This is a genomic window from Ruegeria sp. AL12, assembly GCF_056540885.1.
Window position 1 is genome coordinate 125,705 of sequence record NZ_JBQFXN010000006.1, and the last position, 15,557, is coordinate 141,261.

Annotated in this window: 15 protein-coding genes; 10 read left to right on the forward strand and 5 right to left on the reverse strand. The window is 57.8% G+C overall.

Annotated features, from left to right (window positions below; translation table 11 throughout):
- The first annotated feature begins 137 nt into the window (after window positions 1–137).
- From ACR0C6_RS15545 to ACR0C6_RS15570, 6 genes are all read left to right on the forward strand, one after another.
- Window positions 138–1,625, forward strand: coding sequence for an ABC transporter substrate-binding protein (locus ACR0C6_RS15545; protein WP_480620078.1), 1,488 nt, complete (start codon window positions 138–140; stop codon window positions 1,623–1,625).
- A gap of 62 nt (window positions 1,626–1,687) precedes the next feature.
- On the forward strand, window positions 1,688–2,758 hold the full coding sequence (locus ACR0C6_RS15550; protein ID WP_480620080.1) for a ligand-gated ion channel: 1,071 nt from the start codon (window positions 1,688–1,690) through the stop codon (window positions 2,756–2,758).
- A 40-nt stretch (window positions 2,759–2,798) separates the two neighbouring features.
- The gene (locus ACR0C6_RS15555; RefSeq protein WP_480620082.1) at window positions 2,799–3,746 is read left to right on the forward strand and encodes an ABC transporter permease; all 948 of its coding nucleotides are present in this window, start codon (window positions 2,799–2,801) and stop codon (window positions 3,744–3,746) included.
- Complete coding sequence (locus ACR0C6_RS15560; RefSeq protein WP_480620084.1) at window positions 3,743–4,558, forward strand: ABC transporter permease; 816 nt, start codon at window positions 3,743–3,745, stop codon at window positions 4,556–4,558. The genes ACR0C6_RS15555 and ACR0C6_RS15560 overlap by 4 nt, the downstream gene beginning before the upstream one ends.
- Window positions 4,555–6,153 carry an ABC transporter ATP-binding protein gene (locus tag ACR0C6_RS15565; RefSeq protein WP_480620086.1) on the forward strand — a complete coding sequence of 533 codons (1,599 nt, stop codon included), beginning with the start codon at window positions 4,555–4,557 and terminating at the stop codon, window positions 6,151–6,153. Before ACR0C6_RS15560 ends, ACR0C6_RS15565 begins: the two co-directional genes overlap by 4 nt.
- A 33-nt stretch (window positions 6,154–6,186) precedes the next feature.
- Window positions 6,187–7,638 (forward strand): aldehyde dehydrogenase family protein, encoded by a 1,452-nt coding sequence (locus ACR0C6_RS15570; protein ID WP_480620088.1) that lies wholly within the window; start codon window positions 6,187–6,189, stop codon window positions 7,636–7,638.
- Between the two features lie 14 nt (window positions 7,639–7,652).
- Here the strand turns inward: ACR0C6_RS15570 and ACR0C6_RS15575 are convergent, their stop codons facing one another.
- A complete protein-coding gene (locus ACR0C6_RS15575) occupies window positions 7,653–8,792 on the reverse strand; it encodes a hypothetical protein (RefSeq protein WP_480446653.1) in 1,140 nt (379 codons plus the stop codon).
- 78 nt (window positions 8,793–8,870) lie between these two features.
- Window positions 8,871–10,163: a nicotinate phosphoribosyltransferase gene (pncB, locus tag ACR0C6_RS15580; RefSeq protein WP_480620090.1), complete on the reverse strand. Its 1,293-nt coding sequence runs from the start codon at window positions 10,161–10,163 to the stop codon at window positions 8,871–8,873.
- Between the two features lie 164 nt (window positions 10,164–10,327).
- Here pncB and ACR0C6_RS15585 point away from each other — a divergent pair, with 164 nt between their 5' ends.
- Window positions 10,328–10,858, forward strand: a complete 531-nt coding sequence (locus tag ACR0C6_RS15585; RefSeq protein ID WP_480446655.1) for a hypothetical protein — start codon at window positions 10,328–10,330, stop codon at window positions 10,856–10,858.
- On the opposite strand, the gene pncA is transcribed toward ACR0C6_RS15585, so the two are convergent.
- Entirely contained in the window at window positions 10,855–11,448 is a 594-nt protein-coding gene (pncA, locus tag ACR0C6_RS15590) for a bifunctional nicotinamidase/pyrazinamidase (RefSeq protein WP_480446656.1), read from the reverse strand. The genes ACR0C6_RS15585 and pncA overlap by 4 nt on opposite strands.
- A 95-nt stretch (window positions 11,449–11,543) precedes the next feature.
- Between pncA and trhO the strand changes: the two genes are divergently transcribed.
- On the forward strand, window positions 11,544–12,449 hold the full coding sequence (gene trhO / locus ACR0C6_RS15595) for an oxygen-dependent tRNA uridine(34) hydroxylase TrhO (RefSeq protein ID WP_480446657.1): 906 nt from the start codon (window positions 11,544–11,546) through the stop codon (window positions 12,447–12,449).
- Window positions 12,450–12,514: 65 nt separating this feature from the next.
- Window positions 12,515–13,024, forward strand: a complete 510-nt coding sequence (locus tag ACR0C6_RS15600) for a potassium channel family protein (protein WP_152459433.1) — start codon at window positions 12,515–12,517, stop codon at window positions 13,022–13,024.
- A 7-nt stretch (window positions 13,025–13,031) separates the two neighbouring features.
- Here ACR0C6_RS15600 and ACR0C6_RS15605 read toward each other — a convergent pair whose 3' ends face one another.
- Window positions 13,032–13,361: a hypothetical protein gene (locus tag ACR0C6_RS15605; protein WP_171117096.1), complete on the reverse strand. Its 330-nt coding sequence runs from the start codon at window positions 13,359–13,361 to the stop codon at window positions 13,032–13,034.
- 187 nt (window positions 13,362–13,548) lie between these two features.
- Here ACR0C6_RS15605 and betB point away from each other — a divergent pair, with 187 nt between their 5' ends.
- Window positions 13,549–15,003, forward strand: coding sequence for a betaine-aldehyde dehydrogenase (gene betB, locus ACR0C6_RS15610; RefSeq protein WP_480446658.1), 1,455 nt, complete (start codon window positions 13,549–13,551; stop codon window positions 15,001–15,003).
- Window positions 15,004–15,332: 329 nt separating this feature from the next.
- Here the strand turns inward: betB and ACR0C6_RS15615 are convergent, their stop codons facing one another.
- The gene (locus ACR0C6_RS15615) at window positions 15,333–15,548 is read right to left on the reverse strand and encodes a hypothetical protein (protein ID WP_480620092.1); all 216 of its coding nucleotides are present in this window, start codon (window positions 15,546–15,548) and stop codon (window positions 15,333–15,335) included.
- Window positions 15,549–15,557 lie beyond the last annotated feature (9 nt).

The window sequence follows — 15,557 nt, forward strand, 5'->3', positions numbered from 1 at the left end:
GCATAGCAGATCGGGAGGGGCCGAAGAAACCCCGGTTGCGCGAACATTCCCTTGATTGACCTGAGGTTTACAGGAAGACTGTCAGTAAAATGGCCCTGAAAACAAGGGCACAACCCGTTTCAGTAGGGAGAGTTCACATGACGAAATTCCTGTTCCGGACATTTGCATCGACCCTGGCCGTAGGGGCCAGCCTGCTTGCCACGCAGGTTTTGGCCAAGTCGGACATCACCATTGCGATGCAGCTTGAGCCTCCGCATCTGGACCCGACAAGCGCCGCAGCGCAAGCCATCGACTCGGTGGTTTACACCAATATCTTCGAAGGCCTGACACGTTTCATGGGCGACGGCTCGGTCGTGCCCGGATTGGCGGAAAGCTGGGAGATTTCCGAAGACGGGACGGTCTATACCTTTAACCTGCACGACGGGGTGACCTTCCATGATGGCACCACCATGGACGCCGAGGATGTCAAATTCAGCCTTGACCGCGCAACCGCGGAAGACAGCGCCAACGCGCAGAAGGCCCTGTTTGCCGGTATCGAAACCGTCGAGGTCGTCGACCCGCTGACGGTGAAAGTCACCCTGTCAGAACCGAACGGAAATTTCCTGTTCAACCTGGCCTGGGGGGATGCGGTCATCGTCGCGCCCGAGAGCATTGAAAACATCAAGACCAACCCGGTTGGTACCGGTGCCTATACCTTTGGAAACTGGGTGCAGGGCGACAGTATCACGCTGAACCGAAACCCCGATTACTGGGGCGAACAGCCCGCATTAGAGACTGCGACGTTCAAGTTCATCTCGGACCCGACCGCCGCTTTTGCCGCCATGATGGCCGAGGATGTCGACGTGTTTGACAACTTCCCGGCGCCGGAAAACCTGCCCCAGTTCGAGGCCGATCCGCGCTTTCAGGTCCTTGTGGGTTCGACCGAAGGTGAGACGATCTTGTCCACCAACAACAAGCAGCCTCCGTTTGATGATATCCTTGTTCGTCAGGCATTGGCCCATGCCATTGACCGGCAGGCGATCATCGACGGCGCAATGTTTGGCTATGGCACGCCGATCGGAACCCACTTTGCGCCGCACAATCCGGCCTACGTCGATCTGACCGCGCAATCCGCTTACGACCCCGAAAAAGCCAGAGAGTTGCTGGCAGAGGCGGGATTCGAAAATGGGTTCGAGACCACATTGCATTTGCCTCCGCCGTCTTACGCCCGTCGGGGGGGCGAAATCATAGCGGCGCAGCTGGCCGAGGTCGGCATCACGGCCGAGATCATCAATGTGGAATGGGCCCAATGGCTGGAATCCGTGTTCAAGGGCAAGGAATTCGGTCTGACCATCGTCAGCCATACCGAGCCTATGGATATCGGCATTTATGCGCGGCCTGATTATTACTTTCAGTATGACAGCACGGATTTTCAGGCGCTGATGGACACCCTGAACACCACCACCGACCCCGAAGAACGCACCCGTTTGCTGGGTGAGGCGCAGCGCCTGATCGCAAGCGACTATGTCAATGGCTATCTGTTCCAGTTGGCCAAACTGGGCGTTGCGAAAGTCGGCGTTCAGGGCCTTTGGGAGAACGCGCCCACCGCCGCAATCGATCTGACTCAGATCAGCTGGTCCGAGTGATGTTACAGCCCGCGCCGCGCCGGGCGGCCCGGGCCTTCCATTGTGTCAGGGTGTTCTCGCGTATGTTCTTGCTCCGTGCCATTCCCGTCTTGGTTTTAGGTTTTTTTCTGGTGTTCGGTTCTTCGGTCGCGGCCACGGCGCAGAATGTGTTGGGGGGTCGGATGGATGCCCTGCCCGGAACGCCCGAGAACCCGTTGAACGTTGGGATCGGCATTCGCATCGACCAGATCACCGGTGTTGATCAAAAGGCCGAAAACTATGGCGCGGTTGTGGTTTTGCGGGTGGAATGGACCGATCCGGCGCTGGCGTTTGATCCCGAGGAACTGGGGAGGGATGTCCGGGTCCTCAACCCGCCCGACCTTGCCAATCACGCGGCAAGTATCGGGTCCGTTCTGCCGGCTTTTGTCATTCACAATCAGCAGTCCAACAAGTGGATCCACGAATCCGCCGCATCCCTGCGCTATGACGGGCGGGTGCTGTATGTCGAAAAATCGTCTCTTACACTCCAGGCGCCTCATTTTGACTTCCGAAAATACCCGTTCGACACGCAGGAGTTTCATTTCGAGGTCGTTTCGGTCTTTCCCTCTGAATACGTCACTTACCATCCGTTGAACGAATTCTCCGGCCTCGGAGATCAGTTGGGCGAAGAAGAATGGATTCTGAACAATGCACGGTTGGAAACATCCAGGGTCTTGGGTCTATCCGGCAAAGAAAGCGATCAGGTCGCGCTTGTTTTTGAGGGCAATCGACATCTGACATATTACGTCATTCGGGTTTTCCTGCCGATGCTTGTCTTGATATCGGTCGGCTGGGCGCTGTTTTTTCTGGATGAATACCGCCGGAGGATCGAGATTGCGGGCGGCAACCTGCTGGTCTTCGTCGCGTTCAACTGGGCAATATCCGCAGATCTGCCCAAGCTGGGTTATCTGACTTTTCTGGATTTTGTCCTTCAGTGCATGTTCCTGATGACCGGGGCGCTGATCGTGTTCAACGTCGCGCTGCGACGATTGAAAGTGTCCGGCAAGGAGGGGGCGGCGCGCACTTTGGACAATTATGCGATCAAGTGGATCTATCCACTGGGCTATGCCGCGATCGTTGCCTATGCGGTTTCCGCTTTCCTTCTGGTGCCTTAGACGCTGGACCCGTGCCTGATGTGACCCTAACGTGGTGCCAATGCTCCGCTACGTCCTCAAACGACTGATTTCCTTGCTTGTCAGCCTGGCCGTCGCCTCGGTGGTCATCTTCGCCGTGATCGAGGTTGCTCCGGGTGATCCGGCCTCGTTCATGCTGGGCGTCAATGCGCAGGAGGACACGCTGGCGGCGCTGCGGGCCGAGCTGGGCCTGGATGGGTCCAGGATACAGCGCTATTTCCACTGGGTTGGTGGCATGCTGGTGGGCGATTTCGGCACCTCATACACCTATCGCACACCGGTGTCGCAGATGATCGCTGACCGGCTATGGGTGTCGTTGCCCCTGGCGCTCTACGCGCTGACACTGTCCACGTTGATCGCCTTTCCCGCCGGAATCTATGCCGCTGCGCGTCGGGGCAAACCAGGGGACCTTGCGGTGATGGGGGCGACGCAGCTTGGCATCGCAGTCCCGAACTTCTGGTTCGCGATGATGCTTGTGCTGATCTTCGCCATCAATCTGCGCTGGTTCAATGCGGGCGGGTTTGCCGGTTGGAACCACGGTCTGTGGGCCGGCCTGCATTCCCTGACCCTGCCTGCCGTGGCTCTTGCCTTGCCACAGGCGGCGATTCTGGCGCGGGTCATGCGGTCGGCCTTGCTGGACATTCTGGGTGAGGATTTCATGCGCACGGCTCGGGCCAAGGGCCTGTCCCGTCGTCAGGCCCTGTGGCGGCATGGGGTGCGAAATGCGCTGATTCCGGTGCTGACCATCATTGGCTTGCAGTTTTCCTTTCTGCTGGCGGGATCGATCATCATCGAACAGGTGTTCTATCTGCCGGGTCTCGGGCGGCTGGTGTTTCAGGCCATTTCTGCCCGAGACCTCATCGTCGTGGAATCGGTCGTGATGTTGCTGGTCTTTGCCGTGATAACGGTCAATTTCCTTGTCGATCTTGCTTATGCGGCCGTGGACCCACGACTGAGGAGCAGGACATGAACCGGAACCTGATCGTTGGGGCCTTGTTGTCGTCGCTGGTGGTTCTGGCCGCGTTGGTCTCGTTCATTTGGACCCCTTACGACCATGCCGCGCTGGAAATTCCCAATAAATTGCAGCCACCAAACGGGCAGCATTGGTTTGGGACCGATCATTTCGGCCGCGACATGTTCTCGATGATCATGGTCGGTGCGCGTACGTCGATTGCGGTGGCGTTGGTGGCCGTCGGCATCGGCATGGCAATCGGCATTCCTCTTGGTCTGGTAGCGGCCGCGTGCAAAGGCTCATGGCTGGATGAGGTCATCATGCGTGGCAACGATCTGGTCTTCGCTTTCCCTTCGCTGGTGATCGCCATCCTGATCACGGCCGTCTATGGCGCCGGAGCGATCAACGCCATTGTTGCGATCGGCATTTTCAACATCCCCGTCTTTGCCCGTATCACCCGCGGGGCTGCTTTGTCGCTTTGGGAGAGAGAGTTCATCCTCGCCGCCCGTGTGTCGGGCAAAGGGGCCGCGCGGATATCGGCTGAACATATTCTGCCCAACGTGGCCAATCTGCTGATCGTGCAGGGGACCATCCAGTTCAGCCTTGGCATTCTGGCCGAAGCGGGCCTATCATATGTCGGTCTGGGCGCTCAACCTCCAACGCCCAGCTGGGGCCGGATGCTGGCAGACGCGCAGACGATGGTCAGTTTTGCCCCGCATTTGGCTCTGATTCCGGGTCTGTCGATCATCGTCACGGTGCTGGGTCTGAACCTGTTGGGTGACGGAATGCGGGACTGGCTGGATCCCCGGATCAGGGTGGCGCGGGCATGAGTTTGTTGCAGATTGAAAACCTGTCGCTGACGATCCACGGGAGACCGATTCTGAAACAGGTCAGCTTGTCGATCGACCCCGGCCAGATCGTGGCGGTGACGGGTGAAAGCGGCTCGGGCAAATCGATGACCGCATTGGCGGTGATGCAACTGCTGCCGCATGGGGCCAGCACGGAAGGTGCGATCTGGCTGGACGGTCAGGATCTGTTGACACGGTCAGAGCCCGATTTGTGCGCCTTGCGCGGCGCGTCCGTGGGGATGGTGTTTCAGGAACCGATGACAGCGCTCAATCCGGTGAAAACCATCGGTGATCAGGTGATGGAGACGATCCTGATCCACAAGGCGATGCCCCCGACCCAGGCCCGAACATGCGCCAAAGAGGTGCTGACCCGCGTCGGCCTGCCGCCTGATCGCTTCCCCCTTTCCCGCTATCCGCACGAACTGTCCGGCGGGCAACGGCAACGCGTGGTCATTGCCATGGCCATCGCTCTGCGCCCCAGGCTGCTGATCGCGGACGAGCCGACGACAGCGCTGGACGTCACGACACAGGCGCAGATTCTCGACCTGCTCAAGGGGCTGGTGCGCGAATACGACATGGGGCTGCTGATGATCACCCATGATCTGGCTGTTGTCTCTGACATGGCCGACCAGATCATCGTCATGCGCCACGGAGAAGTGGTTGAAAGCGGGGCCACACAGCACCTGCTGCGTCACATGCAACACCCTTATACCCGAATGCTGTTCGAGGCGTCTGGCCATCAGGTCACTTTGCCGGAACCCGCGCAACCGCAAACGTTGCTGGAGGTAACCCAAGTTGTCCGGGCCTACCGATTACCCCGAAAAGGCCTGTTGGACGCGCCGCGCCATCACCGGGCGGTGGATGGTGTCAGCTTCTGCCTCAACCGAGGCGAGCGGTTGGGGCTGGTCGGGGAATCCGGATGCGGAAAATCGACCCTGACACGGGCGATTTTGGGCTTGGAGGAGGTTCAGTCCGGTCAAATCCGGCTGGGTGGTCAGCCGGTATTCACCGGTCACAAACCCAACCTTGCCGTGCGTCGGAGGATGCAGGTTGTGTTTCAGGACCCATATGGCAGCTTCAACCCCCGCCACCGTGTCGCGCGCCTGATCACCGAGCCTTTCCACCTGCTGGACACCCCGCCCACTGGATCAGATCGACAGGATCGGATCTCGGAAATATTGACTGCCGTCGGCCTCGGCCCCGACGACGCGGGCAAGTACATCCACGAATTCTCGGGCGGGCAACGGCAACGGATCGCCATTGCGCGCGCCCTGATCATCCGGCCCGATCTGATCCTGTTCGACGAGGCGGTTTCGGCGCTTGACGTTTCGGTCCGTGCTCAGATCCTCGATCTGCTCGCTGAACTGTGCGACGCCTATGACCTGACCTATCTGTTCATCAGCCATGACCTGAGCGTTGTCCGCACGATCACCGACCGTGTGCTTGTGATGCAGTCCGGGCGGATCGTCGAACAGGGTCAGACCAAGCAGGTGTTCGAAGATCCGCAACATCCCTATACGCAAACCCTGATTACCGCTGCGCCCCGGTTGCCCGAGATAAGGCCGCTGACGGCATAAAGTTTCTTGTTAGAGCCTGATTGGAGGCCCAAAATGACCCAGAACATTTGGTTTGATCCCACCTTGTGCCTGATCGGCGGGCGCTGGATCCGGGCGGCTGCGGGCGACAGCCTGCCCTTGATCAACCCTTCGGACGGGACCGAGATCTGCCGGATCGCCCGAGGGTTCGAGGCGGATATCGACGCGGCGGTACAAGCCGCCCGTTCTGCGTTGAATGGTGATTGGGGGCGAAAGACGGCGTTGGAACGCGGCCGCATCCTGACCCGGCTAAGCCAGCTGGTGCTGGAACGGGTGGACGATCTGGCGCGGCTTGAGGCGATGGATGTCGGCAAACCGCTGACACAGGCCCGGGCAGACGCGGTCGCCCTGGCGCGCTATTGCGAGTTCTACGGCGGCGCGGCGGATAAGGTGATGGGTGAGACCATTCCCTATCTCGATGGCTACACCGTCTATACCCTGCGCGAACCACATGGGGTGACGGGCCATATCGTGCCCTGGAACTATCCGATGCAGATTATCGGGCGTTCCGTCGGGGCGGCGTTGGCCATGGGCAACGCCTGTGTTCTGAAACCGGCGGAAGAGGCCTGTTTGACCGCGTTGGCCTTTGCCCATCTTGCGCAACAGGCCGGGCTGCCGGCCGGTGCTTTGAATGTCGTGCCCGGTCTGGGGGCCGAGGCGGGTGCGGCGCTGTCCGGACATTCGGGTGTAAACCACATCTCGTTCACCGGTTCTGTTGCCACAGGGGCCCTTGTGCAGCAGGCGGCGGGACGCAACGTGGTGCCCGTGACGCTGGAACTGGGCGGGAAATCCCCGCAATTGGTTTTTGACGACGCCGATCTGGATGCGGCGCTGCCGTTTCTGGTGAATGCGGGTATCCAAAATGCGGGCCAGACCTGTTCGGCCTCGTCCCGGATCCTGGTGCAGCGGGGCGTTTATGAGCAGGTCAGATCGCGCATGTCCAAGGCCTATGAAGAACTGACCGTCGGCCCGGCGATGCAGGATCTGCGGGTTGGGCCGTTGATCTCGGACCGGCAGAGACAGATTGTCAGGGGCTTTCTGAAAACCGCCACTGACCTGACGATCGCTGCGCAGGGACAGATTGTCGAAGACGCGCCAGAGACCGGAGCCTATGTCCGGCCCACTTTGTTCGCAGACGTGCCGCCAGATCATCAGTTGGCACAGGACGAAATTTTCGGCCCCGTCCAGGTTCTGATCCCGTTCGACACCGAAGAACAGGCTCTGACCATAGCGAATAGTACAGAGTACGGCCTGGTCGCCAGCGTCTGGACGCGGGATGGCGCGCGGCAGATGCGGTTGGCGAAAGCGCTGCACTCGGGTCAGGTTTTCATCAACAACTACGGTGCAGGCGGTGGTGTTGAACTGCCGTTTGGCGGGGTGGGAAAATCCGGCCATGGCCGCGAAAAAGGGTTCGAAGCTTTGTACGGCTTTTCACAGTTGAAGACAGTTGCCGCGTTTCACGGATAACATTTTAAGGTCTTTCAAGTCAGCATGTTCTCAATCTGGTCACTTTGCCAGGTTTCTGACTTGCGTGTGTCCGAGTGGCTGCCAAAAAAGCTTCCGACTCGCCGTTGTTCCACCAAGTTTGCAGAGCTCGGGAACTTCTGCGCGCCCCAATCAGCTAATACGACGAAGTCAAACCTGACTCGCGCCGCGTAAGCTTGGGTGATGTTTCCATGTAGTAGGTTGTACTTGTCCCAATGCACCGGGCAGCTCAGAAACAGGACCCGGCGCAGTTTCAAGCCAGATTCTGCAGCTTTCATGACGACATTACCCCCATGGCTGTGAGTGACGACATCGCAACCTTCAAGACCTTGGTACCGTACCCATGTCGAAAAATTTTTTGCTGCAATATCACGACCACGATCCGACCAACGCCCCTCCCATTCGAAGAAGTCAGCTCCAGAGAAAATGTCGCTGCGATGTGGCGCAATATACGTGTGAAGGTCTCCGGTTCCGGGATAATACCAATCTGGATCTGAGTTGATGTCAAAATGAGTACCGTGGACCAGTGTGAGTCCAATATCGTCCCTGATGCCCGGCTCAGGCGGCTGCGGAAACCTCATCGGCAGCGCGGACGGCTCTGATCCGAGGCTTAGAAAGAGAGTTGAGTAAACTTCGCGTGTCAAATCTGACAGGTTGTCGAACCTCTGTGCAAACCACTCGAACCGAGTCAACGGGGTCAACGAAGGCAGCTGAAATAATTTCATACCTGAACTGAGTGCCGCCACTCTGACAATGTCGCTTGGGGCAGAAAGACCATATTTGACTGCAGTCAGAACGTCTGGAACTGTACCTGACTCTTCGGCGCGCTCGATAAACTCCGCTAGCTGATCGTAGTAGCTGATTGGCGCGGAAACGGCTTGTTCATTGGCGGAATCCTCGTCTGGACCAGGTACAGAAGGCAGGGGCACTCGTCCGTCCAATTGTTGAAAGGTTGCAACATCTCTGAAGCCAAGTTCAGCAGTGTCCTCTTCTGGCAAAGTATATTCGAAGGCATCCTTCGGGGTAGTCAGTGCTGACGCTCGGCTGATCAAGTACGCAGCAACTGTATGCAGCCCAAGTTCGTCACGCTCGATCAATGCAGTTTCAAGTGAAACGGGATTCTCAATGCCTGCCATCTTCGTACTCCAAATATTAGTAGCTATTTGGGTATTTTAGCACACGATAGACTTTTTTTTGCTAAAGAGTTTTAGGGGCTAAACCACAACCTTTATGGCTTCTTGCGCACCGACACCGAACACCCGCTTGTAGCGTTCGATCTGGTCTTTCGGACCCATCGCCTTTTCCGGGTTGTCCGACAGTTTCACCGTCGGGCGGCCATTGGCGGATACCGCTTTGCAAACCAATGAGAACGGTGCCAGCGCGTCATTGGGGACGAGTCCGCGAAAATCGTTGGTCAGCAAGGTTCCCCAACCGAAGGAAATATTGGCGCGGCCCGCGAACTGGGCGTGCAATTCCTGAATTTTCTCGACATCCAGACCGTCAGAGAAAATGATCCGTTTCCCTGTCGGGTCTTCGCCGCGTGCATTCCACCAGTCTATTGCGACCTCGGCCGCTGCTGCCGGGTCTCCGCTGTCGATGCGAATGCCGGTCCATCCCGCCAGCCAGTCAGGAGCATTGTCCAGAAACCCCTTGGTGCCATAGGTGTCGGGCAGGATGATGCGGAGGTTGCCGTCATGTTCGTCATGCCAGTCGCTGAGCACGTCATAAGGCGCCTGCGCCAACGCGTCATCCGTATCGGCCAGCGCGGAATAGACCATGGGCAGTTCATGCGCATTGGTGCCGATCGCCTCGACCTCGCGTCGCATGGCGATCAGGCAGTTTGAAGTTCCGGTAAAGGATGCGCCCAGCCCTTCGATCATCGCCTGCACGCACCAATCCTGCCAAAGGAAGGAATGCCGCCGTCTGGTGCCGAAATCCGCGATCCCAAGCCCGTTTATCGAGCTCAACTTTTCGATCTTTTCCCAAACCCGGGTCATCGCGCGGGCGTACAGTACCTGCAATTCGAACCGGCGCATGTCGTTCAGAACCGCGCGCGAGCGCAGCTCCATCAACACCGCCAGCGCGGGGATTTCCCACAGCATGACCTCGTGCCATTTGCCTTCAAAGGTCAGTTCATATTGGTCGCCTTTGCGTTCAAGATGATAGGGCGGCAGGCGCAAATTCTCGAACCACTCCATGAAGTCCGAGCGGAACATCTGCCGTTTTCCATAGAACATGTTGCCGCGCAGCCAGGTGCTTTCCCCGCGGCTGAGGCTGAGAGAGCGGATGTGATCCAGCTGTTCCCGCAGCTCTCCCTCATCGATCAAACGCGCCAGAGGTACGTGATTCGACCGGTTGATCAACGAAAAAACGACATCTGTTTGAGGCTTGTTTCGAAACACTGACTGGCACATCAGCAGTTTGTAGAAATCAGTATCGATCAAAGACCGTACAATCGGGTCAATCTTCCATTTGTGATTGTAGACGCGGGTCGCGATGTCGACCATGGGGAACTCCTGCGATTTCCGTAGTTAGATCAATCGACTCTGGAAATAGCAAGAGTCACTGATTTGTTGACAATGCCAGTTTGACGTCACAAAGCCGGCATATTGTGCATTGTTTTTACCGGTTAGTGAGAAGAGGGGATGGAAAGTCGAAACTGAGTTTGTGAATGGGTATCGAGTACGATTTTGATATTGTTAACGTAGCGCTGGAAGATCTGGACCCCGAAAAGCTGGGGTCTGCCTCTGATACAGAACGCCAGGTATGTGCGGTTTTCCGCGATATCAGAGCCGCGGACGCGTTGCGTGGAACATCGCCGAAAATCCGCAAGATTTTCATGGATGCCGGGTTCAGCCTCGAGTCGCGCAACAGCGGCATCGTGCCAGGTGTTTTTCCGGCCGAGGATCATGCGGATCGGGTGCGAATTCTGCGGTCGCTGTTTGACAACATCAGGACGCGTGGAATTCAGGGTGAATATTGCGGCGATTTCAACGTGTGGGATTTCCTGCATTATGTGCGAACCGCGCAACCCATGGCTGGGATCGTGCGCAGCCGACCGATGCGCGTTCCGTCACCTCCGCCAAATCAGACCAACCCGGAACGTCGCACGATACCGGGGCGCATCGGGTTCGCGCTGGGTCTGGCGGTTGTTCTGTTCGTGATGATCAAGCTTCTGGCCGCCGCAGGCGCCACACCTTAGGTCAATACGACGCCGGCATCCCGCATCGCCTGTTCGGCGGCTGCCAGCGAACCGTCCATATCAATCGCGCGGCACGCGCCCATGCGGACCGTGACATCGAAACCCAACCTGGCGGCATCTACCGCGGAATAACGCACGCAGTAATCGGTGGCCAATCCCACAAGGGTCAAACGGTCGATGCCGCGTGTATCCAAATAGCCTTTCAGGCCTGTCGGTGTCTGGTGGTCATTCTCGAAGAATGCGGAATAGCTGTCGATGGCACTGCGGAACCCCTTGCGAAGGATCAGGTCGCCATCCGTGCGCAAGTCGGGATGAAAACCGGCGCCGCGCGTGCCCTGCACGCAGTGGTCGGGCCACAGAACCTGTTGGCCATAGGGCATTTCGACCAGGTCAAACGGGTTTTTGCCATCGTGAGAACTGGCAAACGAAGAATGCCCCGCCGGATGCCAGTCCTGAGTCAGGATCACGGCATCGAATTCATCCATCATGGCGTTTATCGGTGCGACGATCTCGTCCCCTTCTGCCACGGCCAGTGCCCCACCTGGGCAGAAGTCGTTCTGGACATCGATCACGAGCAGGGCATGGGTCATGGCGGCCTCCTTTTACGCTCTATCGGTAGGCGGCGGCGCGCGGGGCGTCAATGCAATCCCTTGCGACTCTGGGTCTGCAAAGGTAGATCGCGCGTATGTACACAATCGCTGCCCTCTATCACTTTACACGTTTCGCGGACCCGGCCGCGTTGCGCGACCCCTTGCTGGACCTGTGCCGCGCGCAGTCTGTCACAGGTACGCTGCTGCTTGCCCAGGAAGGGATCAACGGCACGATCGCCGGCCCGCGGGCCGGAATTGACGCCGTGCTGAAACAAATCCGATCCCTGCCCGGTTGCGCTGATCTGGAGTGGAAAGAAGCGACCTCGGACCACCCGCCTTTCGGCAAGATGAAGGTGCGGCTGAAGAAAGAGATCGTGACCATGGGCCAGCCCGACGTGGACCCGCGCGCCCGTGTCGGCAACTATGTCGACCCGCAGGAGTGGAATGACCTGATCCGTTCTGATGATGTGGTGCTGATCGACACGCGAAACGATTACGAAGTGGCAATCGGGACGTTTGAAGGCGCAATAGACCCTGAAACAGCCAGTTTCCGCGATTTCCCGGCATGGTGGGAACAGAACAAGGACCGCTTTCACAACAAGCGGGTCGCCATGTTCTGCACCGGCGGTATCCGTTGCGAGAAATCCACCAACTACCTGTTGGGGCAGGGGGTCGAGGATGTCTATCACCTCAAAGGTGGTATCCTGCGATATCTTGAGGAAATCCCCGCCGAAGACAGTTCCTGGCAGGGTGAATGCTTTGTGTTCGACAATCGCGTTTCGGTTGGTCACGGGCTTGTTGAAGGGCCGCACAAGCTCTGTCATGGCTGCCGGCGTCCTATCCTGCCCGAGGATATGAAGCGCCCGGAATACGAGCATGGCGTTTCATGCCATCAATGCATCGATGAGACGTCCGATGCTGACAAGATGCGCTTTCGCGAGCGGCAAAAGCAGATCCTGCTGGCTCGGGAACGGGGTGAGGCGCATTTGCGGCAGGATTGAATTCGGGTTGCGGGCGTTGCCTTTAGGTCGGATGATTGCCCAAAAACCGGATTGAGGGGTCGTTCATGCACCGCAAACCCACGACATTGGACGAATGGAAATCGACCCTGATTGCGGCACTGGGGCTGGTCCTTGCCAGCTTCCTGGCCTGGTACGGCCTGTCCCGCCTGAGCGAGGCGGCTGCGGGTGACACGATTGGCACAGTCGCCTCGATCGGGCTATTGATATGGCTGGTGTCACAGTCCTGGTATTACATGACACAGGTGAAATCGCCCCGCAGGCTTTTGTTTCTGATGGGTGTTTCGTTCATACAGGTCGTTCCATTCCTGTTCGCCGCAGTTTACGGGGCCTTTGGGTATAACGACCACTGTGTCATCGGTGCGCAGGGTCCGGGGGATATCCTGTATTTTTCCTATGTTACCTTTACCACAGTCGGGTATGGCGACATGTCTCCGACCGGTCTGTGCCGTGGGCTCGCCGTGTCCGAAGCCGTAACAGGCTATATCCTGCTGGGGATGTTTGTTGCCGCAGCAGTTTCGCTTTACGCCCGCAACCACAATCCGGACAGACCCTAATTAAGGGCTATTTGTTGTGATCGATCCAGCGCGACATCATTTTCTTGTCGCGGAAACACTCGGATGGGATCGGGCGGCGCTTGCTGCGTGAAATCCGCTCGGCAAACGCGACTTGTTTTCCCGTCGGGTAATTGTCGAATTGCGAGGTCCCGCGTGGTTTGTGGGCAGAAATCCAGTCAGACAAAAGCCGCCGGTCGCGCTGTGCCTCAACCGGAATCTCAAGGGCTGACTTCTCGGCAATCGCACGCGCATACCGCATCTGCCGATCGGTCACCGGAAGCAGGTGATAGTCGTTGTTCGGCCCGTTCAGGGCGGTGGGGCGTGTTTGCTGGGCCATCGGTTTGTCCTCTGACTGTGTAGAACATAAATAGAACATTAACCAAAAATTTCAAGGTTTGCGGGGTTTGGCAGGCGTGAAACCGCCCCTTTGATGATTTTATTGACTGGTCAATCAATAACCGATAGGCCGATTTTCGACTGACCATTTGTCCCGTCCTGACGGGTGCGAAAGAAAAGGACACGGTATGAAGTTTCAGCCCCGGGCCAGCCATTTCATTGACGGCGAATATGTCGAAGATACAAACGGCGCGGCCATCGAAGTGATCTATCCCGCTACAGGCGAAGTGATTGCACGGTTGCATTCGGCGACGCCGGCGATCGTAGAACAGGCTCTAAACAGTGCAAAAAACGCTCAGGCAGCATGGGCGGCCCTGTCCGGGACGGAACGTGGCCGCATCCTGCGCCGCGCCTCTGATATCATGCGCGAACGCAATTACGACCTGTCCGTTCTGGAAACCCATGATACCGGCAAACCGATTCAGGAAACCACCGTGGCCGATGCCACCTCGGGGGCCGATGCGCTGGAGTATTTTGGTGGATTGGCCGCCTCTCTGACTGGCGAGCATATTCCGCTGGGCGGGGGTGATTTCGTCTATACCATCCGCGAGGCGCTGGGCGTTTGCGTCGGGATCGGCGCCTGGAATTACCCCACGCAGATCGCCTGCTGGAAAGGTGCCCCTGCACTTGCCTGCGGTAACACGATGGTATTCAAACCTTCGGAAACCACGCCCCTTTCGGCATTGAAAGTCGCCGAAATTCTTGTCGAGGCCGGCGCGCCCAAGGGCGTCTACAACGTGATCCAGGGGTACGGTGATGTCGGTGCTTCGCTGGTCTCTGATCCGCGCGTGGCCAAGGTCTCTTTGACAGGTTCTGTGCCGACGGGCCGCAAGGTCTATGCTGCTGCGGCGGATGGCATGAAGCATGTGACCATGGAACTTGGCGGCAAATCCCCGATGATCGTCTTTGACGACGCCGACATCGAAAACGCTGTTTCAGGTGCGATCCTGGGCAATTTCTACTCTTCGGGCCAGGTTTGTTCCAACGGCACCCGCGTCTTCGTTCAGAAAGGTATCAAAGAGGCATTCCTGAAACGCCTGTCGGAACGTCTGGCGCACGCGAAAATCGGCGATCCAATGGACGAGGACGTCAGCTTTGGCCCGATGGTCAGCGAGAACCAGATGAACATCACCCTAGGCTATATCGAAAAGGGCAAAGCCGAAGGCGCAAGATTGGTTTATGGCGGTGAACGGATCGAAAGAGACGGCTATTTTGTGCAACCCACGGTTTTTGCTGACGTCACGGACAACATGACCATCGCGCGCGAAGAAATCTTTGGCCCCGTCATGTCGGTGCTGGATTTCGAGACCGAGGAAGAGGTGATGGCCCGCGCCAATGACACCGAGTTCGGTCTGGCCGCAGGTGTCTTCACGAATGATCTGACCCGGGCGCATCGAATCGTGGCCGGATTCGAAGCTGGCACTTGCTATATCAACACCTACAACCTTGCCCCGGTCGAAGCGCCGTTTGGTGGATCGAAGATGTCCGGTGTCGGGCGCGAGAACTCGAAACTGGCGGTCAACCATTTCTCGGAAATGAAAACCGTCTATGTCTCGATGAATGATGTTGAGGCTCCGTACTGAATCAAGGACGGTTGTCCGCTGTTTTTGACGTCTCAGCTCCCGGTGCCCGGCACCGGGAGCTTAGGAAACGCCAGCCAGTGGCGTGCAATACTGCACTGGCAATACCGATGCCTGTCAGCGTGTCGGAAAAGGCGGGCTTGCAGAATTTGTGTCCAAAGACGTTGCCATCCCAAGCCGGATGGCCAGGTTTGATGAGGAGACACGTCCGCGATTTTTCTGACCACGGAACTCATTGAAGGCGCGGAACTTTGACCGCCGTATTTCGGATGTGGCGTCTCGTTTTCACGCATCTGCCGCAAATTCCACGGCACCGGTTGCTTTACGGGCGGTCAGCCGTCGTGACCTTTTTGGTTGAGGAACGTGGCCTGAAATTCGGCGGCCTGTTTTTCTGTGTCATGTCTGGAACACAACATCCTTGAAAGAAGTTGGAGCTTTTTTTGCATCCCCGCCTGATCGGGCGTTAGGATTGGACCCGCTTTGAAGCAACGTCGCCGGTTTGCCAGCGGTTGAAACGCATCGCAGGGAATACCGGGATCGGCGTTCACTTTGCCGGG